This window comes from Xanthomonas sp. NCPPB 3583 (assembly GCF_041475715.2).
Taxonomy (GTDB): Bacteria; Pseudomonadota; Gammaproteobacteria; order Xanthomonadales; family Xanthomonadaceae; genus Xanthomonas; species Xanthomonas euvesicatoria.
This window is the reverse complement of sequence record NZ_CM191263.1, coordinates 2256409-2279800: the sequence shown is the minus strand read 5'-3', so window position 1 is coordinate 2279800 and position 23392 is coordinate 2256409. Positions and strand designations below refer to the sequence as shown.

Below are 23392 nucleotides of genomic sequence, written 5' to 3'. Positions count from 1 at the left end.
TTATTCATCTCAGCAGCGGCAACGGCCAACTTGATGGCCCCCCTGCGGAGGCTCCAGGCAAGTCCCCCTTGCCGGAAAAATCGCTTAGGAGAAATCAAAATGGCACAGGTAATCAACACCAACGTAATGTCGCTGAACGCTCAGCGGAACCTCAACACCAGCAGCGCCAGCATGTCGACGAGCATCCAGCGTCTGTCGTCTGGTCTGCGCATCAACAGCGCCAAGGACGACGCCGCAGGTCTGGCGATCTCCGAGCGTTTCACCACGCAGATCCGCGGCCTGGACGTTGCCTCGCGCAACGCCAACGACGGTATCTCGCTGGCCCAGACCGCCGAAGGCGCGATGGTGGAAATCGGCAGCAACCTGCAGCGTATCCGCGAGCTGTCGGTGCAGTCGTCCAACGCCACCAACTCGTCCACCGACCGTGACGCGCTGAACTCGGAAGTCAAGCAGCTGACCGCGGAAATCGACCGCGTTGCCAACCAGACCAACTTCAACGGCACCAAGCTGCTGGACGGCTCGTTCTCCGGCGCGCTGTTCCAGGTCGGCGCCGACGCCGGCCAGACCATCGGCATCAACAGCATCGTCGACGCCAACGTCGATTCGCTGGGCAAGGCCAACTTCGCTGCCGCCGTCTCCGGCGCCGGCGTCACCGGCACCGCCACCGCTTCTGGTTCGGTCAGCGGCATCAGCCTGTCGTTCAAGGACGCCAGCGGCTCGGCCAAGAGCGTCACCATTGCCGACGTCAAGATCGGCGCCGGCGACACCGCTGCCGACGTCAACAAGAAGGTCGCCTCGGCGATCAACGACAAGCTCGACCAGACCGGCATGTACGCCTCGATCAAGAGCGACGGTTCGCTGCAGATCGAATCGCTGAAGGCTGGCCAGGACTTCACCTCGCTGTCGGCTGGCACCTCCAGCGCCGCTGGCATCACCGTCGGCGCCGGCATCACCACCGCTTCGGCCGCTTCCGGCTCCACCGCTTCGACCCTGAGCAGCCTGGATATCTCCACGTTCTCCGGCTCGCAGAAGGCCCTGGAAATCGTCGACAAGGCGCTGACCGCGGTCAACTCCTCGCGCGCCGACATGGGTGCGGTGCAGAACCGCTTCACCTCCACTATCGCCAACCTGAGCGCAACCTCGGAAAACCTGTCGGCCTCGCGTAGCCGTATCCGCGACACCGACTACGCCAAGGAAACCGCCGAACTGACCCGCACGCAAATCCTGCAGCAGGCCGGTACCGCGATGCTGGCGCAGGCCAAGTCGGTTCCGCAGAACGTGCTGAGCCTGCTGCAGTAACTGGCAGTGACCTGCCGCCGCAACGCGGCAGTGCTCCGCAGCACGTCCAAAGCCCCTCTTCGGAGGGGCTTTTTTGTGGCCGCAGCCCGTCCACGCCCGCCATGGACGGTTTGTTGACGCGCGCCGCCGGCCACCACGGGCATGGAACTTGCATCGATAGCCGTCGTGCGCGTGACCCCTCGCCGCCGCTAAAGTCCTCGCGGATGCGGCCGATACCCGTCACGTAATCCCATGCGTCCGTCTGTTTCGGGCGCCCAGACGAGGAATGCAACATGGCATCGGTGATCAGCACTTCTGGCTCCGGATTGGACATCCCTACCGTGGTGTCCACCCTGGTGTCCCGGCAGAAAGACCCCGAGCAGGCACGCATCAACAAGGCCGGCACCGCCGCGACCACGCAGTTGTCGGCGATCAGCCAGATCAAGAGCAGCATGACCACGCTCAAGTCTGCGCTGGACAAGGTGATCAGCAGCGCCGACACCAACGCCTACAAGGCCACGGTGCCGACCGATGCCGGCTTCACCGCCACCACCACCAGTTCGGCGGCGCCGGGCAACTATTCGGTGGAAGTGGTCTCGCTGGCGACCTCGCAAAAACTGGCCTCCGGTGCATTCGCTGCCGATGCCACCGTGGGTAGCGGCACGCTGACGATCGGCTATGGCGATCAGAGCGTCACCGTGGACATCAGCGGCACCGACAAGCTCACCGACATCGCTGCAGCCATCAACAAGGCCGCCGGCGGCAAGGGCGTGACTGCCAGCGTGGTCACCGCCAACGATGGCCAGCACCTGGTCTTCAATGCGGTCGACTCCGGTACCAAGGGCGCCCTGACCATCAGCGCCAGCGACCCCAGCCTGAGCAGCCTGACCTACGGCCCCGGCGTCACCGGCGGGCTGAACCAGACCGTCGCCGCCGCCGACGCGCTGGTACGCGTGGACGGTTTCGAGCGCACGTCCAGCTCCAACACCGTCAGCGACATCGTGCCCGGCGTGGTGCTCACCCTGACCAAGGCCGCTGAAGGCACCAAGTTCAATCTGGGCGTGGCCGCCGACACCAGCGGCCTCAAGGGCAACCTCACCGCGTTCGCCGCGGCCTACAACACGGCCAACACGCTGCTGGCCAAGAGCAGCAGTTATGACGCCACCACCAAGACCGCCTCGGCGCTGACCGGCGATTCGCTGGTGCGCAATCTGCAGCAGCAGCTGCGCGGCCAGGTCAGCGGCAACGTCAACGAACTCAAGGCCCTGGGCCTGACCATCGACAAGGATGGCGTGATGAGTTTCGACGGCGCCAAGTTCGACACCGCCATCGCCTCGGACGGTGGCGCCGCGGCCGAGGTGTTCGGCAAGGACAGCAAGTTCAGCGGCACGCTGAGCAAAGTGCTGGACAGCAACGTCAATGTCACCAACGGCACGCTGACCCTGCGCTCGGACAGCTTGAACAAGACCATCAAGGGCTATGAGTCGGAGCTGGACGATCTCGATGCGCGCATGGAAAAACTCAGCGACCGCTACACCGCCCAATTCACCGCAATGGAAACCATGATCAGCCAGCTGCAGAGCAGCACCAGCTCGCTCAGCAGCCTGCTGACAAGCTGATTTCCGTGATGACGATCCTCAAGTCCTGTCAGGGTATTGCCGATACAAGTAAGGCCTATCGTGATTTCGGCCTTGCCTTCCGGCAGGAGCGTCGTCGCAGGAGCGCAGCGCTCCGGGACCAGCGAAGGTCAGCCCATTGAGGAGTCATCCATGTACGGTTCCAATCGTCAGTATGCCGAGCAATATCGCAAGGTCGGCGTGTCCACCAGCGTGACCGAAGCCGATCCGCACAAGCTGGTCTCGCTGCTGTTTGCCGGCGCTTGCCAACGCATCCGTCTGGCCCAGGCCTGCCTGGCGCAGGGCGACCAGGCGCGCAAGGGCAAGGCCATCGGCGAGGCTTGCGCGATCGTCGGTCACTTGAACGGCTCGCTCGATCACGAAGCCGGTGGCGAGATCGCTGGTAACCTCTCGGCCCTGTACGACTACGTGATGCAGCGGCTGACCGCGGCCAACCTGCACAACGACGAGACCGCGTTGACCGAAGCGCTGGGGTTGCTCAGCGAAATTGACTCGGCGTGGAACTCCATCCCCCTCGAACAACGCGGCCTTTCCGCCGTTTCGTGAGTCCTGCCATGCATAGCGTGCAAAGCCTTCAAGCAGAAATCGCCGACCTCCGCCTGGCCATGGCGCAAGAGGAGTTCGAGGCGATGCCGCAGATGCTGGACAACCACGACCTGCACCTGCGCGAATACGCGCAGCAGGTGGACATCCAGCAGGACCGCGACGCGCTGCAGGCCTTGCTCACCATGCATCAGGACTTGATGCGGATGATGCGCGAGCGGCAGCGCAAGCTGCTGGAACTGATCCGCGCACAGCGCACCTCATCGTCGGCCAGCCGCGCCTACGCGCGGGTCGGACGGATCTGATGAGCGCGCTCGGCACACTCGCGCCATCGGCCGATGCCGAGCTGTTTGCCGACACGCTCAGTTGCCAATTGCAGTTGCCGGCCGGCTTCCGCGCCGGGAGCGATGCGGGCGCGCACAGCGCCGCTGAAACCCTGTTGCGCAGTCTTGGCCAGGTCGAAGACCTGCGTAGCGAAGAAACCAGCGAGGACCGCGGCGAACTGCCGCTGCTGGTGCAGCGCATGGACGCCAAACTGGATTTGATGCTGGCGCTGATCGGCCGCCTGGTGCGCCAGGGCGACAGCGGCCTGAGCCAGGGAATGGTGCACTGGTCGGTGCGCGGGATCCGCCTGAGTTGCGCAACCAGTCACCCGCCGGGCACAACCGGCGCCGTTTGCCTGCAGCCGTCCGACTGGCTTCCTGAACTTGTACAGCTTCCTGCCACCGTGCTGGCGAACGCGAGCGATGGCCACGATGTCTGGCTGTGGCTGCGGTTTGCCCCGCTCGCGCCCGGCCTGCAGGATGCGCTGGAACGCCACCTGTTTCGCTTGCACCGCCGTCAGATCGCCGACGCGCGCCGCCAGCGTTGATCCGATAGTTGGCGCCGGGCGCCGGGTCAGCTAAGGTGCCCTTTACTGAAAAAGGTCTCTTCTGCGCCGTGCGAGTCATCATCGTCGACGATCACACCCTTGTCCGTGCCGGCCTGTCCAGGCTGCTGCAAACCTTCGCCGGCATCGATGTCGTGGGCGAAGCCAGCAATGCGCAACAAGCCCTGGACATGACGTCCCTGCACCGGCCCGACCTGGTGCTGATGGACCTGTCTTTGCCCGGCCGCAGCGGCCTGGATGCCATGACCGACGTGCTGCGCGCCGCGCCGCGCACGCACGTGGTGATGATGTCGATGCACGACGACCCGGTGCATGTGCGCGATGCGCTCGATCGCGGCGCGGTCGGCTTCGTGGTCAAGGACGCCGCACCACTGGAACTGGAATTGGCGTTGCGCGCCGCCGCCGCCGGGCAGGTGTTCCTGAGCCCGCAGATCTCGTCCAAGATGATTGCGCCGATGCTGGGCCGCGAAAAGCCGGTCGGCATTGCCGCGCTGTCGCCGCGTCAGCGCGAGATCCTGCGTGAAATCGGCCGCGGCCAGAGCAACAAGGAAATCGCCGCCGATTTGGGCATCAGCGTCAAGACCGTGGAAACCCACCGCGCCCGCATGATGGAATCGCTCGGATGCCGTCGCGCCAACGATCTGGTGCTGCTGGCCGCCAAACATCACAACGAGTTGGTCTGACGCGCTATCCGGGCACGCGTGGGCCAGCGACGCTGAAAACAGTGACGGGATTCCGGCGGGCACGCTTGAGCCCGCCTGCAACGTCAGGAAGTTCCTGACAAACTGTCGGGAAAATCATGAGTCACCTCACCTGACTCCCTGATTAGAAACCCGTCGCGTTGTCCTGCAAGATGCATTCCATCGCTGCTGCGTGCAGCGCCCATCGGAAGCGCTTCCATGAAGACGACCATTTCCGCCCAGCTTGGCCAGCAACTGCACCTCACCCCGCAGTTGCTGCAGTCGATCCGTCTGTTGCAATTGGACGGCATGCAATTAGAACTGGAAATCCGTCGTGCCCTGGAAACCAATCCGTTGCTGGAGTTGGAAGAGCTGGCCGATAACGGGGATCAGGCCGCCACCGACAACGATGGCGCCAGCGATATCGCCGCGTTCGACGAACTGCCGGAAAGCACGATGTGGGACGTGCAGGGCGGCAGTTGGAACGATGGGGACGACGATCGCATGCAGCGCGTGGCCGCCGGCGAGTCGACCGACCCGCATGTGCGCATCCTGCGCGAGCTGGCGCTGGACCTGGACGAGGCGGCATTGGGGGCCGCTGCGTTCTGGCTGGAGCAGACCGACGACGCCGGTTATCTGACCGAAGCGCTGTCGACGCTGCAACAGCTGGGCGCCACCCGTCTGGGCATGACCGTGCAGGCGGTGGAAGCGATCCGGCAGCGGTTGCTGCACGGCGACCCGGCCGGTCTGGCCGCCTGCGACCTGCGCGAGTGTCTGCAGGCCCAGTTGAGCGCCCTGCCCGGCCGCGTGCCGGCACGCCACCTGGCTGCGCGCATCCTCGACGGCGATCTGGAGCTGCTGGCCGCGCACGACTACACGGTGCTGGCATGCGCACACGATGCCGAAGTGGACGATGCCCGCGAAGCGGTGCGGCTGATCCTGTCGCTGCAACCTCGCCCCGGCGACGACCTGCTGCAGGAAAGCAATGCCAGCGTGATCCCGGATGTGCTCGCCTGGCATGCCGACGACAGCTGGCGCGTCGCACTCAACCCGGCCACCACCCATCGCGTCAGCATCAATCCGGTGCACGAACGCGCGCTGGCCGACGCCGGCGAGGCCGCGCAGCCGTTGCGCGACATGCTGCAGGAAGCGCGCTGGCTGACCCGCGGGCTGTCGATGCGCTATGAGACCCTGCTGCGCGCCACGCGTGCCATCGTCGAACGCCAGGCCGCCTTCCTGGCGCGTGGCGAAGAAGCAATGGCACCGCTGACGCTGAAGGAAATCGCCGACGAGATCGGCATGCACGAATCGACCATTTCGCGCATCACCACCGGCAAATACATCCAGACTCCACGCGGCACCTTCGAGCTCAAGCACTTCTTCGCCGTGCGGCTGGAAGGCGCCAGCGTCTCCGGCCAGGCCGTCAAGGCGATGGTGCGCCGCTTGATCGAAAGCGAGCCGGCCGGCCGGCCGCTGGCCGACGAGGCGATTGCCGGATTGCTGTCGCGGCAAGGCGTTAACATTGCGCGCCGCACCGTGGCCAAGTACCGCGAACAACTTGATATCGCACCGGCACGCGAGCGCCGCCGCACCACTAAACCGCTGCTTGCCCGGGCAGGATAAGGACTACTATGAGCAAACTCACCGTGCTGCTGGTCGACGACCACGAGGGCTTCATCAACGCTGCGATGCGTCATTTTCGCAAGGTCGATTGGCTCAATATCGTGGGCAGTGCCGCCAATGGGCTGGAAGCGATCGAGCGCTCTGAGTCGCTGCGCCCCAATGTCGTGCTGATGGACTTGGCCATGCCGGAGATGGGCGGGCTGCAGGCCACGCGTCTGATCAAGACGCAGGACGATCCGCCGTATATTGTCATCGCGAGCCACTTCGATGATGCCGAGCATCGTGAACACGCTCTTCGCGCGGGTGCTGACAATTTTGTCAGCAAGCTGTCCTATATCCAGGAAGTCATGCCAATCCTGGAGGGCCTGACGGAAGGAGCCAGGAATGAGTGAGTCCCGCATTCTGTTGATCGACAGTGACGCCGTGCGCGCCGAGCGCACCGTGTCGCTGCTCGAGTTCATGGACTTCAATCCCCGCTGGGTCACCGACGGCGCCGACATCAATCCTGGCCGTCACCGCCACGATGAGTGGATGGCGGTGATGGTGGGCTCGGCGCAGGACGCCGCACAGGCCGACAAATTCTTCGACTGGCTGGCCGATGCCAAGCTGCCGCCACCGGTACTGCTGATGGAGGGCAGCCCGAGCGCATTTGCGCAATCCCACGGCCTGCACGAAGCCAATGTGTGGGCGTTGGACACTCCCCTGCGGCATGCGCAGCTGGAAGCGTTGCTGCGCCGTGCCAGCCTCAAGCGGCTGGACGCCGAGCACCAGGCCGGTGTGCAGCAGGACTCCGGCCCGACCGGCAACAGCGAGGCAGTGACCCGCCTGCGCCGGCTGATCGACCAGGTGGCCGCGTTCGACACCACCGTGCTGGTGCTGGGCGAATCCGGCACCGGCAAGGAAGTGGTGGCGCGCGCCATCCACCAGCATTCGCCGCGGCGCGACGGGCCGTTCGTCGCGATCAATTGCGGCGCGATCCCGCCGGATCTGCTGGAAAGCGAACTGTTCGGGCACGAAAAAGGCGCCTTCACCGGCGCGCTGACCACCCGCAAGGGTCGCTTCGAGATGGCCGAGGGCGGCACGCTGCTGCTGGACGAGATTGGCGACATGAGCCTGCCGATGCAGGTCAAGCTGCTGCGCGTGCTGCAGGAGCGCAGCTTCGAGCGCGTTGGCGGCGGGCAGACCATCCGCTGCAACGTGCGCGTGATCGCCGCGACCCACCGCAATCTGGAATCGCGCATCAGCGATGGCCAGTTCCGCGAGGACCTGTTCTATCGCCTGAATGTGTTTCCGATCGAAATGCCGGCACTGCGCGAGCGCGTGGACGATCTGGCCATGCTGGTACAGACCATTGCGGGCCAGCTGGCACGCACCGGTCGCGGCGAAGTGCGCTTTGCCGACGAGGCCCTGCAGGCGCTGCGCAGTTACGATTGGCCGGGCAATGTGCGCGAGCTGACCAATTTGGTCGAGCGCCTGGCGGTGCTGCATCCCGGCGGGCTGGTGCGGGTGCAGGATCTGCCGGCGCGTTATCGCGGCGATTTCGCTTCGGCCAGTCCGGTCGAGTTGCCGCCGGAGCCGGCGTTGGTGGCCGCACCGGTCGAAGTCAGCGCCCTGCCGAGCAATGTGGTGACGCTGCAACCGAAGACCGCCGATGCCGAACCGGCCGCCACGTCCAGCCTGCCGGACGATGGCATCGATTTGCGCGGGCATATGGCCAATATCGAGTTGGCGTTGATCAACGAAGCATTGGAACGCACGCAGGGCGTGGTGGCGCATGCCGCTCAGCTGCTGGGCCTGCGCCGCACCACGTTGGTGGAGAAGCTGCGCAAGTACGGCATCGATCGCGAGCAGACCGAGCTGGCCAACTGAGCCAGCACACGCTCGGGTTCCACTCGCTGGCATAGCGCTTGCTTCAGCAGGATCACTCCGTTCGCAGCTGCCGGCTGCGGCGGAATCCCGACATCCACCCGCACCAGCGAGGCATTGATGCCCATTCCCGTCACCAGTCCGCTGCTGCCGCCGCTGGAAGAGTTCCTGCCCTATCTGGAACGGATCTGGACCAGCCGCATCGTCAGCAACGGTGGCGAGATGCACCGGGCGTTGGAGCAGGCGTTGTGCGATTACCTGGGCGTTCCGCACCTTGCACTGCTGACCAATGGCACCACTGCGTTGATCACCGCCCTGCAGGCGCTGCGCATCACCGGCGAAGTGATCACCACGCCCTACTCGTTCGTGGCTACCGCGCATTCGCTGCTGTGGAAAAGCATCACCCCGGTGTTCGTGGACATCGATCCGGTGACGCTCAACATGGACCCTTCGAAGATCGAAGCGGCCATCACCCCGCAGACCACCGCGATCATGCCGGTGCACTGCTATGGCACCGCCTGCGACACCAGCGCAATCACCCGCATCGCCGATATCTATAACCTCAAGGTGATCTACGACGCGGCGCATGCTTTTGGGGTGCGCGATGACGGCGGCTCGATCCTGCGCCACGGCGACCTGAGCGTATTGAGCTTCCATGCAACCAAGGTCTTCAATACCTTCGAGGGCGGCGCGATTGTCTGCCCCGACGAAAGGACCTATCAGCGCATCGGGCATCTGAAGAACTTCGGCTTCGTCGACGAAACCACGGTGGTGGCACCGGGCATCAACGGCAAGATGAACGAGATCAGCGCAGCGTTTGGTCTGCTGCAGCTCAAGCACATCGATCACGCCATCGCCCAGCGCAGCGCCATCGATGCGCAGTATCGGCAGCGCCTGAGCGATGTTCGCGGCGTGCGCTGCGTGGCACGGCCCGATCACGCCAGCGCCAACTACGCGTACTTTCCGATCCTGGTGCAGGACGACTACCCGCTGTCGCGCGATGCGCTGTACCAAGTGATGCGCGAGCACGGCATCCTGGTGCGGCGGTACTTCTATCCGTTGATCAGCGATTTCCCGATGTATCGCGCCCTACCCTCCTCGGCGCCGGCATGGCTGCCGGTCGCGCGCTCGGTGGCCGCACAGGTATTGTGCCTGCCAATCTTTCCTGGCCTGACCCGCGACCAGGTCGATACCATTGCCGATCTGATCGCCGGCGCACAGGCAACATGATCGCAACACGCTGCAGCTGCATTCCAGACTCCCATCTCTTCAACAGGCAACCAGGCGAGCTCGCATGACCCAGGCAACATTTATCGAGAACTTCCTCTCCGCCACCGACTTCCAGGAACCGGTGGAGGTCACCATGGACACCGCACTGGCCGACTTGCCTGAGTGGGATTCGCTCTCCGCGTTGGGGGTAATCGTCATGTTCGACGTGGATTACGGAAAGGTCATTACCGGCGAAGATCTCAAGAACTGCGCCACCTTGAACGATCTTCACAAACTGCTGGGGTAAAGCCATGGGACTGTCCACTCTTAGCAATGTCCGTTTTGCGGGCATGGCGAGTTGCGTGCCCAAGCGGATCATTTCCAACCTGACCGATTGCCCGCCGAAGATGCGCTCAGAACGCGAGCGTCTGGTGCGTAACATCGGCATCGAGTTTCGTCGCATTTGCCCAAGCTGGCAGACATTTTCCGATTTGGCGCTCATCTCTGCGGAAAAGCTGCTTGCAGAGCTGCAATGGGATAAGGAAGAAATCGATGCACTGATTGTCGTGACGCAATCACCCGACTACCCCATCCCGGCCACGGCCATCATCATGCAGCACCGGCTGCAATTGCCACAGACCGCTATCGCCTTTGATGTCAATCTCGGCTGTTCCGGCTATCCCTTTGGCCTACACCTGGTGGGAAGCATGATTGCAGCGGGCACCATCAAAAAGGCGCTTCTGCTGGTCGGCGACCGCTCGGCCACGCTTCTGGACCCATTGTTCTCCGACGCGGGCACCGCCACGGCGCTGGAGTTCGACAAGAATGCACCACCCATGCATTTTGATTTGAACAGCGACGGTAGCGGCTACCGAGCCATCATGTTGCCCATAGGCGGACATCGTGAGCCTTACGGCCCCCAACATATCTCTCCTACACGTGACGAGAACGGTGTGCTGCATTGGCCGGGTGAACTCATTCTGGATGGCCCTGCCGTATTGAGTTTCTCGACCCAGCGAGTACCTCCAGCGGTGGAAAGATTGCTTGAGTATTCTGGTGTTGATAAGGACAGCGTTGATTTTTTCGTTTTCCATCAGGCCAACAAGATGATCAACGAAACCATCCGCAAGAAGTTGGCGCTGCCGACGGAGAAAGTTCCGTCAACCTTGCGAGACTTCGGCAATACCAGTGGCGCCTCCCTGCCCGTCACCATGACCGTCCGCCTGAACGATACGCTGATCAATGCCAGGCACCGACTGTTGCTTGCCGGCTTCGGTATCGGCTTGTCGTGGGGCACGGCGATCGTGGACGTCGAAAACGCGGCTTTTCCGGCACTGATCGAAGCATGAACGCCGAGCGTGATCCGTTTTCCCTAGAAGGCAAGCGCGTCCTGGTGACTGGTGCTTCATCGGGTATTGGTCGTCAAATTGCAATCACTTGCTCACAGATGGGAGCGAGCGTTGTCATCACCGGACGCAACACCGAGCGCTTGCAAGCCACATTCGACCAACTGGACGGCCAAGGCCACACGCAAGTGGTGGCGGACTTGGCGGTACAGGAGGGTATTGACCACGTGGTGGCTGCGAGCGGTGTCATCAACGGCCTGGCGCACGCAGCTGGCATGTCCAAGCTGACCCCCTTTCGAATGATCGGTCAAGCGCACCTTGACGAGACATTTGCAAGCAACACCTACGCACCCATGCTACTGACGCGAGGCCTATTGGCGAAGAAGCAGATCGCGCCGGGCGGATCCCTGCTATTCATTGCCTCAATTGCCTCGCATATCGGCCCACTGGCAAGCAGCGCATACGCTGCCAGCAAAAGCGCCCTGCTGGGCATGATGCGCTCGCTTGGCATGGAAGTAGCAAAGCAAGGTATGCGCGCCAACTGCATTGCACCGGGTTATGTACGCACTCCCTTGTTGGATGGGTTGCAGGGAAGCGGCGGCAATATGGACAGCCTGTTTGAATTGACGCCACTTGGCATGGGCGAGCCGGAAGACGTGGCTTATGCAGCAGTGTTCTATCTTTCCGATGCCAGCCGCTGGATCACGCGCAACCACTTCATTCTTGATGGCGGTTTTTCTGTACCGATGGACATCTACGCATGACCAACGCGGCGCAACGCGCTTTTTCACTGGATGGCAAGACCATTTTGGTCACAGGCGCTTCATCAGGCATCGGCAGGCAAATCGCTGTTTCCTGCGCGCGGCGTGGGGCGCGCCTGGTCATCACCGGGCGGGATGCAGAACGCCTGCAGGAAACCTACAACTTGTTGAATGGCCAAGGCCACCTTCAAGTGCTGGCCGACCTGACCGAAGCCGAAGGCCGTGAACGACTAGTACAGGGCATTTCCAGCCTAGATGGCTTGGTCCACTGCGCTGGCAGGCAGCGCTTGAGCCCTATCAGGCAGTTGACCGAGAAGCTCATGACCGATGTCTATGCGGTCAATTTCCTGGCCCCTGTCATGCTCACCCAGCGGCTGTTGCAGGCCAACGCTCTTGCGCCTCAAAGTTCCATCGTCTTCATGCTTTCCACTGCGGCCCATATCGGCACACCCGGGGTAGGACCGTATTCGGCCATGAAGTCAGCCCTGCTCGGCATCATTCGCTGCCTGTCCATGGAGCAGGCCAAACGCAAGATCCGGGTCAATGGCATGTCTCCCTCTGCAGTCATAACGCCCATTTGGGACGCAACCCATCTGGAAGCACAGCGAAAACGCCACCCGCTCGGTTTGGGCACCTCAGAGGACGTAGCGAACGCTGCGATCTATCTCTTGTCCGATGCCAGCCGCTGGGTAACCGGGACCAGTTTGGTAATGGACGGTGGGTCTGTCCTATGACCTATTCCGTGCTCATCGTCGGGGCGGGCGGCTGGGGCCGGGAGGTTCTTGAGCAGATGCAAGGTGATATTGCACATCGCAAGGAATGGGAAGTCACCGGATTCCTGGACAGCCGCGAGCATATTCTCGATGGCTTCGATACCGGGGTACCCATCGTCGGTGACCCTTTGACATACGTGCCGCGTGGCAACGAGGCTTTTGTCTGCGCGCAAGGCGACCCATTGGAACGGCATAAATACATTCAACCGCTGCTTGCAAAGGGGGCCGCGTTCATCCCAATCTGCACCGAGGCGCACCTCAGTCGTCGCGTGCGTCTGGGCACAGGTTGCTTTCTCGGCAACCAGGTACACGTTGGCCCCGATGTGTGGATCGGGGATTTTGCCAATCTGCTCACTTGGTCGGTGATTGGACACGATGTCCGCATTGGCAATTATGCTCATGTGGGCGCACAGGTTTTCATGGGAGGCGGTGTGCAGATAGGCGATTTCGCAGTCGTGCACCCACGTGCCACCCTAGTACCTGGCGTCAAGGTAGGTGAGCACGCTGTCGTCGGCACCGGTGCGGTCGTGCTGAAGGATGTGCCGGCAGGCGCCACGGTGTTTGGCAATCCGGCCAAGATCGTATTCCACAAGAACATCAAGATGGACTGATCCATGCGCTCCAGGATGCACCCCAAGTATTACTTGTCGCAGGAAATCTTTGACTGCGAACAGCGCAAGATCTTCCGCAGGGTCTGGTTGTTCGCAGGACTCAAAACGCTGCTGAAGGATCACAATTGCTTTATCACACGCAAGATCGCGGGTGTTCCTCTGGTGATCCAGAACTTCCGCGGGCAAATCCGTGCGTTCGAGAACGTCTGCCTCCACCGTAGTGCACTGATTCAAACCGCTGCTCTCGGTTGCCGGCCTTTGGTGTGCCCCTACCACGCCTGGAGTTACGACGAACAAGGCCGGGTAAAGAACATCCCGGACTGCGATGCGATCTACCACCTGGACAATAGTGAAAAGGCCAACTTGAAGCTGCGCGAATTCTCACTGCGCGCCATCGGCAACCTGTTGTTCGTCAACCTCGATCCAGACCCCATGCCAATCGAGGAGCAGTTTTCGGCAGACTTCATCGCCTTGCTGGAAAGTAGTTCCAACGCCTATGACACTGAGGTCATGGTGACCACATGGCATGGCCGGTACAACTGGAAGCTGGCCTACGAGAATCTGCGGGACGCCAACCACCCGCGCTTTGTCCACCCCAAGACCCTGGCCAAAAGCGTCAACTTCACTCCCCAGGTAAACGAGGAACAAGCCAAGGAGTCCATGGAGGCCTTGCAGGACACGTCGCCGGTAGCGCTGAGGCGCGAGATGCGCCGCTTCAGTTTCGGCGGCCCGGAAGCCACCATCCCCAACCTTAAGCATTTCGGCTGGCACGCTAAAGTGGAACGCTGGGGCAAGCAGGACGCCTACTTTAACTGGCTTGCCTTCCCGAATTTGCATATCGCCAGCGCCAACGGGGGCTATTCCTTCACTCTGGAACACCACATCCCCGTCGCACCGGACCGGACCGACCTGGAAATCTATTGGTTTAGCGCACGCAAGAAACAGCCTTACCGTTCTTCCAGCCAAGTGCTGCTTGCGCAGATGCACGGCAGCAAGGTGGTAGTGGGAGAAGACGTGGACATCATGGAGCGGGTGCAGGCGGCACTGCATACAGACGCCCCGCTACCCACCCAGGGAGCCTATGAATCCATGAATCGCCTGGTTGAGCGCTGGTACACGGCGCTGATGGAGACCGAACATGAGATCTAGGTGGATCATCGGCGGCAGCGAATACCTCGATCTGGCCTTTCATGCCTGGAAGCACGCGCGTCAGGACGAGACGGTCATCAGGATCGATGTACCACAAGACTCGGAACACGAATTCGATCTGGGCGTGCTGGATCGACTGAATCCGACCGACGGCGCCATGTTCGTGGCTTTCGACGAACGCTTCGGCAACTTCAAGCGCATGGAACTGATGCAGGCAGCAATGGAGCGTGGCTTCAAGCTGGAGCCATTCATACACCCCAGCGCCGCCATCGGCACGGACACTGTCATCGGCCTCAACGCATTCGTGGGTGCCAATGCTGTCGTCGGGCACGGGTGCAGGATCGACTACAACACCGTCATCCATGCCGGAGCGCACCTTGGGCCGGCATGCCGCATCAAATCCTCATGCTGGATAGAGCATGGCGTTCAAATCGGCGCGGGCGTCGAAATCGGCGGCAACAGCATCTTGCGTACCGGCGCCATCGTGAGTGGGGGCGTCAAGGTGGGGCGAAGCTGCGAACTTGGCTGGTCACGTGTCTACTGCGAGGACGTGCCGGCCAAGACCTATTTCCACGCCCGCTACGACACTCCAATCCATGTTTATGAAGCCTAAGCCGGGGACCAATCATGCAAACCGCTATCCAATTCAAACTAAATATCGACCCGCAGGCATCGGAAGAGACGTTTCAGGTCGCCGCCGAAGGCCTGACTGGTGATCCGATGTTCGGTATTCCCGAGGACGTTCGCCACCTCATTGCCAAATTTGGCGACGAAGTCAAGGTGATCGTTTTAGGAACCGGGGGGTTCGGCGCGCACTTGCTGAACCTGAAGCAGGACCGGCACTGCAATGTGATCGCCTCGGTGGACGACTTCCGCTATCACTCCGGTGCGCTGTATTACGGCACTCCGATCATCTCGACGGACAGGTTCATCGAACTGACCAAGTCTGGCGACATCATCGCCCTCAACACCTGCCGATATGACGGACCCAAGCGATTTTTTGACCAGGTCTGCAGGCAGCACGGGATTGCTCATATCAACTTTGAACAGGCCGTTCGCGCTTTCGGTCTACAGGGGCGTGTAGATTTCCGGGTGGACGATTGGGGACGGGAGATCGTGCGCAACATTCCCAGGTTTCAGCGCCTGGCAGAACGCTTTTCCGATGCCTATTCGGCACAAACCCTGTTCTCTGTCCTCAACTTCCACCTGACGTGTGACCCCGAGTACTACCACGAAATCGAACGCCCCTACACCACGTTGTACTTCCGCTCCGGCCTGCTGCAATTCGGTAGCGGAGAAAAGATGGTTGATTGCGGCGCCTCGATTGGCGAGTCGCTCGCAGGCCTGATTGGCGCCACCAAAGGCCAATTCTCGCGTTCTTGGATGATTGAACCCGATCGGATCAACGTCGGCACACTCAAGAACGTACTGCGCCGCTACGAAGGCACAGCTCTGGCGTCCAGAATCAGTCTGCATGACTGCGGCGTAGGCGAGACAACAGGCAGGGTCCCATTCAATCATGAGGGTGGCCACGGCGGCTTCGTCAAGCCTTCGAGTGAGGATTGCGAACCGGCAGACATGATCGACGTATGTTGCATCGACGATGTCATCGACGATGCACCCACCTTCATCAAAATGGACATCGAGGGGTCGGAGCTTTCGGCACTGAAAGGTGCGCAGAATGCGATTGTTCAGTGCAAGCCCAAGATGGCGATCTCCGCCTATCACAGAGCTACCGACCTGCTAGATCTAAGCGATTTTGCCCTATCTCTGAACCCGGATTACAGGATCGGCCTGCGCCATCACACGCCGGATCGCTGGGATACCTGCCTTTATTTTTATTAACGCTCTGCCTTAAAAATGAGCGGATCGATGACTGACCCAAGCAAGATTTTCCTTTTCAACTCAGCTCTTCCTGAATCCCTGGAAATTTCGGATTTCCTGAAAGGCATGGGGCCGTCCCAAGACAATGTCAGAGGCCAGAATATAGGAAACGGCTATATCGCCTACGGTTTTTTGAAAGCGCTGTTCGGGCGCCCGGTGAAAGTTGACCACATCTCTAACGCGCTTGAGGCAAAGCTCTCCGATCAACTTGCAGAAGAGATCAACCAAAAATATTCGCATCTTGTCTGGACGATGAAGGATGACATCCGGGAGGACTTCTCGGGCCTCCCGGTTGAGCGGATCACGCACTTTCTTGAAAAAATCACGATCCCGATCGTGCCGGTGAGCCTTTGCGCGAACTCATTCAACGGCTACGACCCGAACCTGGCCGAGCGCCTCAGCCCCAATCAAAAGCGAAATTTCTCCCTTCTCTCTGAAAAGTCCAAGCTAATTGGTGTTCGCGGAAATTATTCCGCCGAGATCCTGAATAGCCTTGGCATAAAGAACGTCAGAGTGATTGGCTGCCCGAGCTATTTCGAGAACGGACCCACCCGGGCTCTGCAAAAAAAGCCGTGGGATGCGGACAAGGTCATCACTACGGCCACATTCTTCAATTCCGGGCTGCCGAGGACATCCCATCTGCTGCAGGATGAATTGTATTTCATCAACTTGCTCTATCTTGAAAAAGCGCTGCCATCGACCCGCAACATCACAGCGCAACCTTTCAATCTCGACGAAATACCCACGTCCTTCCAACTATTGGCCAAGGCCATGGCTGGACGGCTGGAATTTTTCTCTGATTACAGCCGATGGGCCACGTTCTTCAAAAGCAACGACCATTGCCTCACGATTGGAACCCGACTTCACTCCGGAATTCTCTCGATTAATAGCGGCGTCCCCGCCATTGTGACCAACCCGGATTCCAGGGCCAGGGAAACTTGCGAATACCTCCGCATCCCTTATGACCCTACCATTCACAGCCGAAGCAACATCCGTGAAGTTTTCGAGAACCTCGACCTCTCTGAAATGAACAACGCTTACCCGGTTTTGTACAAGGAATTTCTTGATTTTCTCGACGCAGTCGGCCTTGTTCCTTGCACTGTGCCTCATGAAAAACCTTGTTTTGAATTTCCGGATCTAAAGAAAAGCACTAGCCCCTCGGTTGCAGCTGAGCTACATGAAGCCTACACCGAACTCGTAGAGAATCTGGACCGCGAAGTCGTTGTTCGGAGAGAGCATGGCGGAGAGATGTCTCGGCGCTTGGTAGATAAATTCCAACTCCTTAGACGGCGCTATCCAGGGCTGACGCGCAAGGAGTATTTGGATTATCTCAGCCGATCTACGGGTAAAGCCACGTGAAATCGAATCTAGTCAGCATCGTCATGCCGACCTACAAGCCACGCTACTTTGCGCAGGCGCTGGATAGCGTTTTGGCGCAAACCTAAGCAGCGTTGCAGCTGGTGACCTGTGACGCCGATGCCCCTGCCGCCATTGAGGCGGTAGTAGCGTCCAAGTTGCTGGTAGCGCCCTCCCCCCGTTCGCTACCAGCAACCAGATAAGCATTAAAGAGTAAGGTCATACCGATTTCCGGCAGCGCGTAGACAAGCTGGGCTAGCAGCGCACCAGCTTGGAAATCGCCCCTCTGAATGAGGAATGCTGGTCTTCACAAACTAACAGCCTTTACAAATTCTGACGTCAGTAATAAGTACCACCGGCAGTAACGAATCCCGCTGCATTTCCCGGAAAGACATTTGGACCTTTTCCGTTAATCCAAATCACTCCATTTGTGTATATTTGATATCGCTGACCCGTGGCCGCCCCGGAGAATGTAAATACGTTGTCACCGCCATTTATGCTACCAACGCGACCAACGTTAGTAAAGGCAGTAAAAGCCGGCGTACCTGTCAGTGCAACGGTAATGCTACCAATAATTAGCTGACCACCATCATACACCCCATAGTGGTAAATACCACCTCCAGTGATACTGTAGTTACCGTTGACGTAGCAGACGCCATTGGAAATTGCGACGATTTGGAAACCGGTCATTGCTGCAAACACGTGACCACCTAGGAAACTGCACAACGCTCTATTACTAATCAATATGCCATTTACTGTACCTCCGCCGCCAAAAGTGAAACCGGACACCGAAACCCTGCTACCCTCACTAACCGTGAGGAGGTATCCTGCTGTGTTACGCCAAATAGCAGATGTGCTACCTACAAGTCTTACGATGCCACCTGCCACGCTGCCCATCAAAACATTTTCTATGTAAGTTCCGTCTGCAACATTGATAATCGCTGTATAGCCACATAATGAATAGCGCGTCCTCACTACATTCACAGCACGCTGGATGGTCTGAAACGCAGTCGCAGCGCTTAACCCATCGTTTGAATCACTACCGGTGCTGGAGACATACAAAGATAAATCCTGAGTCAAGGCAATGGCGTAAGTGGCATAGCTGTTTGCACTGGTACCCATCGCGAACCGACCTTCATCAATGATGAAATACGGCTCGCTGGCAGCGAGTTCACCAGCTGTGGCAGCAGCATCAAATTGCGCACGAGTTCCGCGTTTCACATAAATATTTGCACCTGATATTGAATCAGACATGGCGTTAAATTCCCTGGATTTATAGTTCAAAATAAATGATATTAAAAATTTTTGACACTATCACTCCAATTGAAGCGTGAGATTTTTTCAGGCCAATACCCCGTTAGCGGACATTATATTTAAATGGAAAAATTCAACGGAAAATTGCTCTTTCTTCAATTTATCATTGACTTAATTCTATTATTGAGAACCAGTCCTCAGTTGAGGATTCGCCTCAACACAGCATCCGTGCATATGCGCATTACAGGCTTTGCTGAACTCAGCACCTCGCGCAGGCGATCAAAGCACGAGTATTTCAAGCAACGGACCGCTCTGGCTCCGCTGCCTGTATACGCTTAGTTGCCGAATCCTCGACAATGCGATGAGTCCCAGTCCTCCAATCCTCGAACACGGTCCGCTCTGCATGACTTCTACCACTCTGGTCAGCATTGTCATGCCGACCTACAAGCCGCGCTATTTCGCGCAGGCGCTGGACAGCGTGCTGGCGCAGACTTACACGGCGCTGGAGTTGGTGATCTGCGACGACAACGCCGATGGCGCCATCGAGGCTGTGCTGGCGTCGAGGCTGGCTGACGCCCCATTTCCGATCCGCTACCACCGCAATACCCCCCGCCTCGGCGAACTCGGCAGCACGGTCAAGGGGATCGGCCTGGCGCAGGGCGAGTACGTCAAGTTGCTGCACGACGACGACGTGCTGCAGCCGGACTGCGTCGCGCAGCTGGTCGGCGCAATGGAGCGCAACCCCGGCACCGCGCTGGCGTCCTCGCGCCGGCTGCGGATCGACGATGACGGTGCGCCGTTGCCGGACATCCTGGCCACCAGCTTCCCGTTTGCCGAGGACGTGCTGATCGATGGGCCGGAGTTGGTGTCGTTCCTGGCCGACCATGCCATCAACTTCATCGGCGAGCCGAGTTGCGTGCTTGCACGGCGCGCCGACCTGGTGGCGCTGGGTAGCGAGCTGATGATGTTGAACGGCAAGGCCATCCACTGGGTTGGCGACCTGGCGATCTACGTCAAGCTGCTGCGTCACGGCAACCTGGCCTTGCTGTCCAGCCCGCTCACGCATTTTCGCGTGTCCAGTGCGCAGTTCAGTCAGGCCGGCCGCGATCAGCCCGGTATCGGCGATCAAGGTCACGACGACCTGCGCCAGGGCATCCGCCAACTCGGCTGGCGGCGCGAGGGCGGCGACAACCGCCAGGTGCGTGTCGCCCCGCTTAGCCCGCACAAGGCGCGGGTGTTCAAGTCGGTGGATCTGGTCAACGCCTTGATGCAGAGCGCAGGAATGGCCGAGCGCGTGTCGCCGGCCACCTGGTTGGGGGTGCGTCATCCCAGCACCGTGCAGCGCGCCTTGATCGATGCACGTTTGCAGGCGCATGCGGGCGGCCCGCGGATCGCAGTGATGGTGGTCGACAGCGACGGCGATGCGGCGGCGGTGGCCGCAACCCAGGCCAGCCTGGCGGCGGTGGCGTGTTATCGGAACCAGCAGACCTGGGTGATCAGCAGCTCGCCGCAGCAGGCCGCCGAGCACGGCGAGTACGGCGTGCTGATCGGTCCGGACGGCTTGGTGCCCGCACTCAATCGGACCATCGCCACGCAACAGTCCACCGACTGGGTGCTGCTGGTCCAGGCCGGCAGCCTGTTCACCGCCAGCGGCCTGCTGATGCTGGCGCTGGAGATGCTCGCGCTGCCGGACACGTGTCAGGCCATCTACGCCGATGAAGTGGTCGCGCTGGACGGCGGTCAGCTGGGGCTGGCGATGCGGCCGGCGCTGTATCTGGACATGTTGCTGAGCTCACCGTCGACGATGTCGCGGCATTGGCTGTTCCGGCACCAGACGCTAGTGGCCGATGGCGGCTTTGCAACCGAAACGAGCGACGCCTTCGAACTGGATTACCAGCTTGGGCTGGTCGAACGCTACGGCCTGGCCTGCATCCAGCACATCGCCGAACCCTTGCTGGTGGCATCGGCCACCACGCGGCATGGCGACGAAGACGAGCAGCGCGCCATCAGCCGCCATCTTGCCGCGCGCGGGTACGTGGACGCGGTGGTGAGCAGCAACGGCCCCGGCAGGCACGCGGTGGACTACCGTCATGCACAGCAACCATTGGTCAGCATCCTGGTGCTGGTGGATGGACGCCTGGCGCAGGTGCAGCGCTGCCTGGAAAGCGTGCTCGCCAACACCGGCTACCCGCACTACGAGCTGCTGTTGCTGGATCGCGGCGACAGCGCCGAGCCGGGGTTGCGCGACTGGCTGGCGGGCATCGACAACCTCGGCCTGCAGCAGATCCGCGTGCTGCGCTTCGACGGTGCGCCCTCGCGCGAAGCGGCCTGCAATGCGGCGGCCGAGCAGGCACGTGGGGAGGTGTTGCTGTGGCTGGCGGCCGGCGCGGCAGCGATCAAGGCCGATTGGCTGGCGCAGCTGCTCAACCACGCGCTGCGCCCGGAGGTCGGCGCGGTGGCCGGCAAGCTGCTGCGCGGCGACGGCACTGTGCATCACGCCGGCCTGCTGCTAGGCCTGGGCGCACCGGCAGCGCGCGCCTTCGCAGGTGCGGCGTTCGACGAATCGGGCTATCTGCAGCGCCTGCAACTGGATCAGAACTACAGCGCGCTCAGTGGCGAATGCCTGATGCTGCCGCGCCAGCTGTTCCTGGACGCCGGCGGCTTTGCGCAGGAACCGGCATTGGCGCAATGGAGCGACGTCGATCTATGTCTGCGCCTGCAGCAGGCCGGTTATCTCAATGTCTACGCCGCACGCGCGCAGCTGCTGATCGACCCGCCCGACGCGCCACCCGCCACTGCACTCGACGAAGAAGCGATGTATGCGCGTTGGCTGCCGGTGATGGCCAACGACCCGGCCTACAACCCGGGCTTCTCGCTGGATCCCGGCGCCGGCTTCCAGCTGGCCGACCCGTGCGCCAGTTGGCGGCCGCTGCAGTCGTGGCGACCGCTGCCGACGATGATCGCCCTGCCCGCCGATATCGAAGGCTGCGGCCACTACCGGGTAATCCAGCCGCTGCGCGCCCTGCGCGAAGCCGGCATGGTCGAAGGCGTGCTGTTCAACGGCTATTTGGAGATCAGCGAGCTTGCGCGCCAGGATCCCGACGTGGTGATCCTGCAACGCCAGGTCGGCGAAGCGCGGCTAGAGGCGATGCGGCGGATGAAGGCGTTGTCGCGCGCATTCAAGGTGTACGAGCTGGACGATTACCTGCCCAATTTGCCGCTGAAGAATGCGCACCGCGAGCACATGCCCAAGGACATTCTGAAGACGGTGAGGCGCGGGCTCGGCATGGTGGACCGCTTCGTGGTCTCCACCCCTGCCCTGGCCGAGGCGTTTGCTGGGCTGCACAGCGATATCCGCGTGGCCGAAAACCGCCTGCCGCCGCATTGGTGGGAACATCTGCCTGCGCGGGCCGAACGCCAGGGTGGCAAGCCGCGGATCGGCTGGGCTGGCGGCGCCAGCCATACCGGCGACCTGGAGCTGATTGCCGACGTGGTGAAGGAGCTCGCCGGCGAAGTGGAATGGGTGTTCATGGGGATGTACCCGTTTGCGCTGCGCCAGCATATTCACCAGTTCCAGCCGGGTGTGCCGATCGATGAGTACCCCGCCGCGCTGGCGGCGCTGGACCTGGATCTGGCGCTGGCGCCGGTGGAGCAGAACCTGTTCAACGAATGCAAGAGCAATCTGCGGCTCCTGGAGTACGGCGCCTGCGGCTATCCGGTGATCGCCAGCGACGTGCGCTGCTACCAGGGCAGCCTGCCGGTGACGCTGGTGAAGAACCGCTACCGCGACTGGATCGGCGCCATCCGCGAGCACTTGGCCGACCTGGACGCAGCACGCGCCAAAGGTGCGGCCTTGCGCGAGGTGGTGCGGCGCGACTGGATGCTCAGCGGCAGCAATCTGGACACCTGGCGGGCCGCCTGGTTGCCGGACTAATGCGGATGCGCTGCTTCAGCTGACCACCCACCGGGTTGCCCTCATCCGGCGCTGCGCGCCACCTTCTCCCGCAGGCGGGAGAAGGAACACCTGGCTGCGGGAGAAAACAAGCCAATCGCTGCGACGCGGCCGCGACCGGAACGCCCCCGCGCCGGAATCCCGGCGCCATTTCGGCACGCCGCTTGCATTGGTGTGGATGCCTCCCTGGCTGACCGCACCCATGAGCGATTCCGTCACCTCCATCCTCTCGCAGATCCGCAGCTACCAGACGCAGATGGGCCAAGGCCCGATGGGCGCGGTGGGCGATGCGGCGCGTGGCAACCAGATCCAGGGCCTGGCCGGCGCACAGGGAACACCGGCGACGCAGGCACCGAGCTTCAGCGAGACCTTGCGCGGCGCCATCGGCGGCGTCAACGAGGCCCAGCAGAAGGCCGGCGCGCTGTCCAAAGCATTCGAAATGGGCGACCCCAATGCCGATCTGGCACGGGTCATGGTCGCCTCCCAGCAGTCCCAGGTGGCCTTCCGCGCCACCGTGGAAGTCCGCAACCGTCTCGTCCAGGCTTATCAGGACGTCATGAACATGCCGCTGTAAAGGTTGA

At 61.2% G+C, this 23392-nt stretch carries 22 protein-coding genes; 21 read left to right on the top strand and 1 reads right to left on the bottom strand.

Going from position 1 to position 23392, the window contains the following annotated elements:
* Window positions 1–99 precede the first annotated feature (99 nt).
* The 19 genes from ACCQ07_RS10040 (at window position 100) to ACCQ07_RS09950 (ending at window position 17608) form a co-directional block, all read left to right on the top strand.
* Window positions 100–1299, top strand: a complete 1200-nt coding sequence (locus ACCQ07_RS10040; protein WP_016848727.1) for a flagellin — start codon at window positions 100–102, stop codon at window positions 1297–1299.
* A 272-nt stretch (window positions 1300–1571) separates the two neighbouring features.
* The gene (gene fliD, locus ACCQ07_RS10035; RefSeq protein ID WP_031422562.1) at window positions 1572–2897 is read left to right on the top strand and encodes a flagellar filament capping protein FliD; all 1326 of its coding nucleotides are present in this window, start codon (window positions 1572–1574) and stop codon (window positions 2895–2897) included.
* 150 nt (window positions 2898–3047) lie between these two features.
* On the top strand, window positions 3048–3461 hold the full coding sequence (gene fliS, locus ACCQ07_RS10030; RefSeq protein WP_014090121.1) for a flagellar export chaperone FliS: 414 nt from the start codon (window positions 3048–3050) through the stop codon (window positions 3459–3461).
* 8 nt (window positions 3462–3469) lie between these two features.
* Window positions 3470–3763, top strand: a complete 294-nt coding sequence (locus ACCQ07_RS10025; protein ID WP_008575949.1) for a hypothetical protein — start codon at window positions 3470–3472, stop codon at window positions 3761–3763.
* Window positions 3763–4329, top strand: coding sequence for a PilZ domain-containing protein (locus ACCQ07_RS10020; protein WP_008575948.1), 567 nt, complete (start codon window positions 3763–3765; stop codon window positions 4327–4329). The genes ACCQ07_RS10025 and ACCQ07_RS10020 overlap by 1 nt, the downstream gene beginning before the upstream one ends.
* Window positions 4330–4397: 68 nt before the next feature.
* On the top strand, window positions 4398–5030 hold the full coding sequence (locus ACCQ07_RS10015; RefSeq protein ID WP_003482986.1) for a response regulator transcription factor: 633 nt from the start codon (window positions 4398–4400) through the stop codon (window positions 5028–5030).
* 216 nt (window positions 5031–5246) lie between these two features.
* On the top strand, window positions 5247–6650 hold the full coding sequence (rpoN, locus tag ACCQ07_RS10010) for an RNA polymerase factor sigma-54 (protein WP_008575947.1): 1404 nt from the start codon (window positions 5247–5249) through the stop codon (window positions 6648–6650).
* Window positions 6651–6658: 8 nt separating this feature from the next.
* Window positions 6659–7042: a response regulator gene (locus tag ACCQ07_RS10005; RefSeq protein WP_003482992.1), complete on the top strand. Its 384-nt coding sequence runs from the start codon at window positions 6659–6661 to the stop codon at window positions 7040–7042.
* Window positions 7035–8519 carry a sigma-54 dependent transcriptional regulator gene (locus ACCQ07_RS10000; protein ID WP_008575946.1) on the top strand — a complete coding sequence of 495 codons (1485 nt, stop codon included), beginning with the start codon at window positions 7035–7037 and terminating at the stop codon, window positions 8517–8519. The genes ACCQ07_RS10005 and ACCQ07_RS10000 overlap by 8 nt, the downstream gene beginning before the upstream one ends.
* A 117-nt stretch (window positions 8520–8636) precedes the next feature.
* Window positions 8637–9746 carry a DegT/DnrJ/EryC1/StrS family aminotransferase gene (locus ACCQ07_RS09995; RefSeq protein WP_008575944.1) on the top strand — a complete coding sequence of 370 codons (1110 nt, stop codon included), beginning with the start codon at window positions 8637–8639 and terminating at the stop codon, window positions 9744–9746.
* Between the two features lie 64 nt (window positions 9747–9810).
* Window positions 9811–10032 carry an acyl carrier protein gene (locus tag ACCQ07_RS09990; RefSeq protein WP_008575943.1) on the top strand — a complete coding sequence of 74 codons (222 nt, stop codon included), beginning with the start codon at window positions 9811–9813 and terminating at the stop codon, window positions 10030–10032.
* Window positions 10033–10036: 4 nt separating this feature from the next.
* Window positions 10037–11074: a ketoacyl-ACP synthase III gene (locus tag ACCQ07_RS09985; RefSeq protein WP_033479029.1), complete on the top strand. Its 1038-nt coding sequence runs from the start codon at window positions 10037–10039 to the stop codon at window positions 11072–11074.
* On the top strand, window positions 11071–11835 hold the full coding sequence (locus ACCQ07_RS09980) for an SDR family NAD(P)-dependent oxidoreductase (RefSeq protein ID WP_033479028.1): 765 nt from the start codon (window positions 11071–11073) through the stop codon (window positions 11833–11835). Before ACCQ07_RS09985 ends, ACCQ07_RS09980 begins: the two co-directional genes overlap by 4 nt.
* Complete coding sequence (locus ACCQ07_RS09975; protein ID WP_008575940.1) at window positions 11832–12566, top strand: SDR family NAD(P)-dependent oxidoreductase; 735 nt, start codon at window positions 11832–11834, stop codon at window positions 12564–12566. The genes ACCQ07_RS09980 and ACCQ07_RS09975 overlap by 4 nt, the downstream gene beginning before the upstream one ends.
* Window positions 12563–13216, top strand: coding sequence for a NeuD/PglB/VioB family sugar acetyltransferase (locus ACCQ07_RS09970; RefSeq protein ID WP_008575938.1), 654 nt, complete (start codon window positions 12563–12565; stop codon window positions 13214–13216). The genes ACCQ07_RS09975 and ACCQ07_RS09970 overlap by 4 nt, the downstream gene beginning before the upstream one ends.
* Window positions 13217–13219: 3 nt before the next feature.
* Window positions 13220–14365 carry an aromatic ring-hydroxylating oxygenase subunit alpha gene (locus ACCQ07_RS09965; protein ID WP_057681720.1) on the top strand — a complete coding sequence of 382 codons (1146 nt, stop codon included), beginning with the start codon at window positions 13220–13222 and terminating at the stop codon, window positions 14363–14365.
* A complete protein-coding gene (locus ACCQ07_RS09960; RefSeq protein ID WP_372173511.1) occupies window positions 14355–14978 on the top strand; it encodes an LbetaH domain-containing protein in 624 nt (207 codons plus the stop codon). Before ACCQ07_RS09965 ends, ACCQ07_RS09960 begins: the two co-directional genes overlap by 11 nt.
* Before the next feature lie 14 nt (window positions 14979–14992).
* A complete protein-coding gene (locus tag ACCQ07_RS09955) occupies window positions 14993–16210 on the top strand; it encodes an FkbM family methyltransferase (protein WP_008575933.1) in 1218 nt (405 codons plus the stop codon).
* A 27-nt stretch (window positions 16211–16237) separates the two neighbouring features.
* Window positions 16238–17608 carry a polysaccharide pyruvyl transferase family protein gene (locus ACCQ07_RS09950; RefSeq protein ID WP_057681733.1) on the top strand — a complete coding sequence of 457 codons (1371 nt, stop codon included), beginning with the start codon at window positions 16238–16240 and terminating at the stop codon, window positions 17606–17608.
* 336 nt (window positions 17609–17944) lie between these two features.
* On the opposite strand, the gene ACCQ07_RS09945 is transcribed toward ACCQ07_RS09950, so the two are convergent.
* Window positions 17945–18859, bottom strand: a complete 915-nt coding sequence (locus tag ACCQ07_RS09945; protein ID WP_139790253.1) for a hypothetical protein — start codon at window positions 18857–18859, stop codon at window positions 17945–17947.
* 433 nt (window positions 18860–19292) lie between these two features.
* Between ACCQ07_RS09945 and ACCQ07_RS09940 the strand changes: the two genes are divergently transcribed.
* Together ACCQ07_RS09940 and fliE are read left to right on the top strand one after the other, a co-directional pair.
* Window positions 19293–22793, top strand: coding sequence for a glycosyltransferase (locus tag ACCQ07_RS09940; protein ID WP_372364137.1), 3501 nt, complete (start codon window positions 19293–19295; stop codon window positions 22791–22793).
* Between the two features lie 220 nt (window positions 22794–23013).
* On the top strand, window positions 23014–23385 hold the full coding sequence (gene fliE / locus ACCQ07_RS09935) for a flagellar hook-basal body complex protein FliE (RefSeq protein WP_008574166.1): 372 nt from the start codon (window positions 23014–23016) through the stop codon (window positions 23383–23385).
* The last annotated feature ends 7 nt before the right edge of the window (window positions 23386–23392 follow it).

Excerpts from the sequence above, each read along its gene's own strand:
- ACCQ07_RS10040 (WP_016848727.1), top strand. The coding sequence starts at position 100 with ATGGCACAGGTAATCAACACCAACGTAATGTCGCTGAACGCTCAGCGG.
- fliD (WP_031422562.1), top strand. The coding sequence starts at position 1,572 with ATGGCATCGGTGATCAGCACTTCTGGCTCCGGATTGGACATCCCTACC.
- fliS (WP_014090121.1), top strand. The coding sequence starts at position 3,048 with ATGTACGGTTCCAATCGTCAGTATGCCGAGCAATATCGCAAGGTCGGC.
- ACCQ07_RS10025 (WP_008575949.1), top strand. The coding sequence starts at position 3,470 with ATGCATAGCGTGCAAAGCCTTCAAGCAGAAATCGCCGACCTCCGCCTG.
- ACCQ07_RS10020 (WP_008575948.1), top strand. The coding sequence starts at position 3,763 with ATGAGCGCGCTCGGCACACTCGCGCCATCGGCCGATGCCGAGCTGTTT.
- rpoN (WP_008575947.1), top strand. The coding sequence starts at position 5,247 with ATGAAGACGACCATTTCCGCCCAGCTTGGCCAGCAACTGCACCTCACC.
- ACCQ07_RS10005 (WP_003482992.1), top strand. The coding sequence starts at position 6,659 with ATGAGCAAACTCACCGTGCTGCTGGTCGACGACCACGAGGGCTTCATC.
- ACCQ07_RS10000 (WP_008575946.1), top strand. The coding sequence starts at position 7,035 with ATGAGTGAGTCCCGCATTCTGTTGATCGACAGTGACGCCGTGCGCGCC.
- ACCQ07_RS09995 (WP_008575944.1), top strand. The coding sequence starts at position 8,637 with ATGCCCATTCCCGTCACCAGTCCGCTGCTGCCGCCGCTGGAAGAGTTC.
- ACCQ07_RS09990 (WP_008575943.1), top strand. The coding sequence starts at position 9,811 with ATGACCCAGGCAACATTTATCGAGAACTTCCTCTCCGCCACCGACTTC.
- ACCQ07_RS09985 (WP_033479029.1), top strand. The coding sequence starts at position 10,037 with ATGGGACTGTCCACTCTTAGCAATGTCCGTTTTGCGGGCATGGCGAGT.
- ACCQ07_RS09980 (WP_033479028.1), top strand. The coding sequence starts at position 11,071 with ATGAACGCCGAGCGTGATCCGTTTTCCCTAGAAGGCAAGCGCGTCCTG.
- ACCQ07_RS09975 (WP_008575940.1), top strand. The coding sequence starts at position 11,832 with ATGACCAACGCGGCGCAACGCGCTTTTTCACTGGATGGCAAGACCATT.
- ACCQ07_RS09970 (WP_008575938.1), top strand. The coding sequence starts at position 12,563 with ATGACCTATTCCGTGCTCATCGTCGGGGCGGGCGGCTGGGGCCGGGAG.
- ACCQ07_RS09965 (WP_057681720.1), top strand. The coding sequence starts at position 13,220 with ATGCGCTCCAGGATGCACCCCAAGTATTACTTGTCGCAGGAAATCTTT.
- ACCQ07_RS09960 (WP_372173511.1), top strand. The coding sequence starts at position 14,355 with ATGAGATCTAGGTGGATCATCGGCGGCAGCGAATACCTCGATCTGGCC.
- ACCQ07_RS09955 (WP_008575933.1), top strand. The coding sequence starts at position 14,993 with ATGCAAACCGCTATCCAATTCAAACTAAATATCGACCCGCAGGCATCG.
- ACCQ07_RS09950 (WP_057681733.1), top strand. The coding sequence starts at position 16,238 with ATGACTGACCCAAGCAAGATTTTCCTTTTCAACTCAGCTCTTCCTGAA.
- ACCQ07_RS09945 (WP_139790253.1), bottom strand. The coding sequence starts at position 18,859 with ATGTCTGATTCAATATCAGGTGCAAATATTTATGTGAAACGCGGAACT.
- ACCQ07_RS09940 (WP_372364137.1), top strand. The coding sequence starts at position 19,293 with ATGCCGACCTACAAGCCGCGCTATTTCGCGCAGGCGCTGGACAGCGTG.
- fliE (WP_008574166.1), top strand. The coding sequence starts at position 23,014 with ATGAGCGATTCCGTCACCTCCATCCTCTCGCAGATCCGCAGCTACCAG.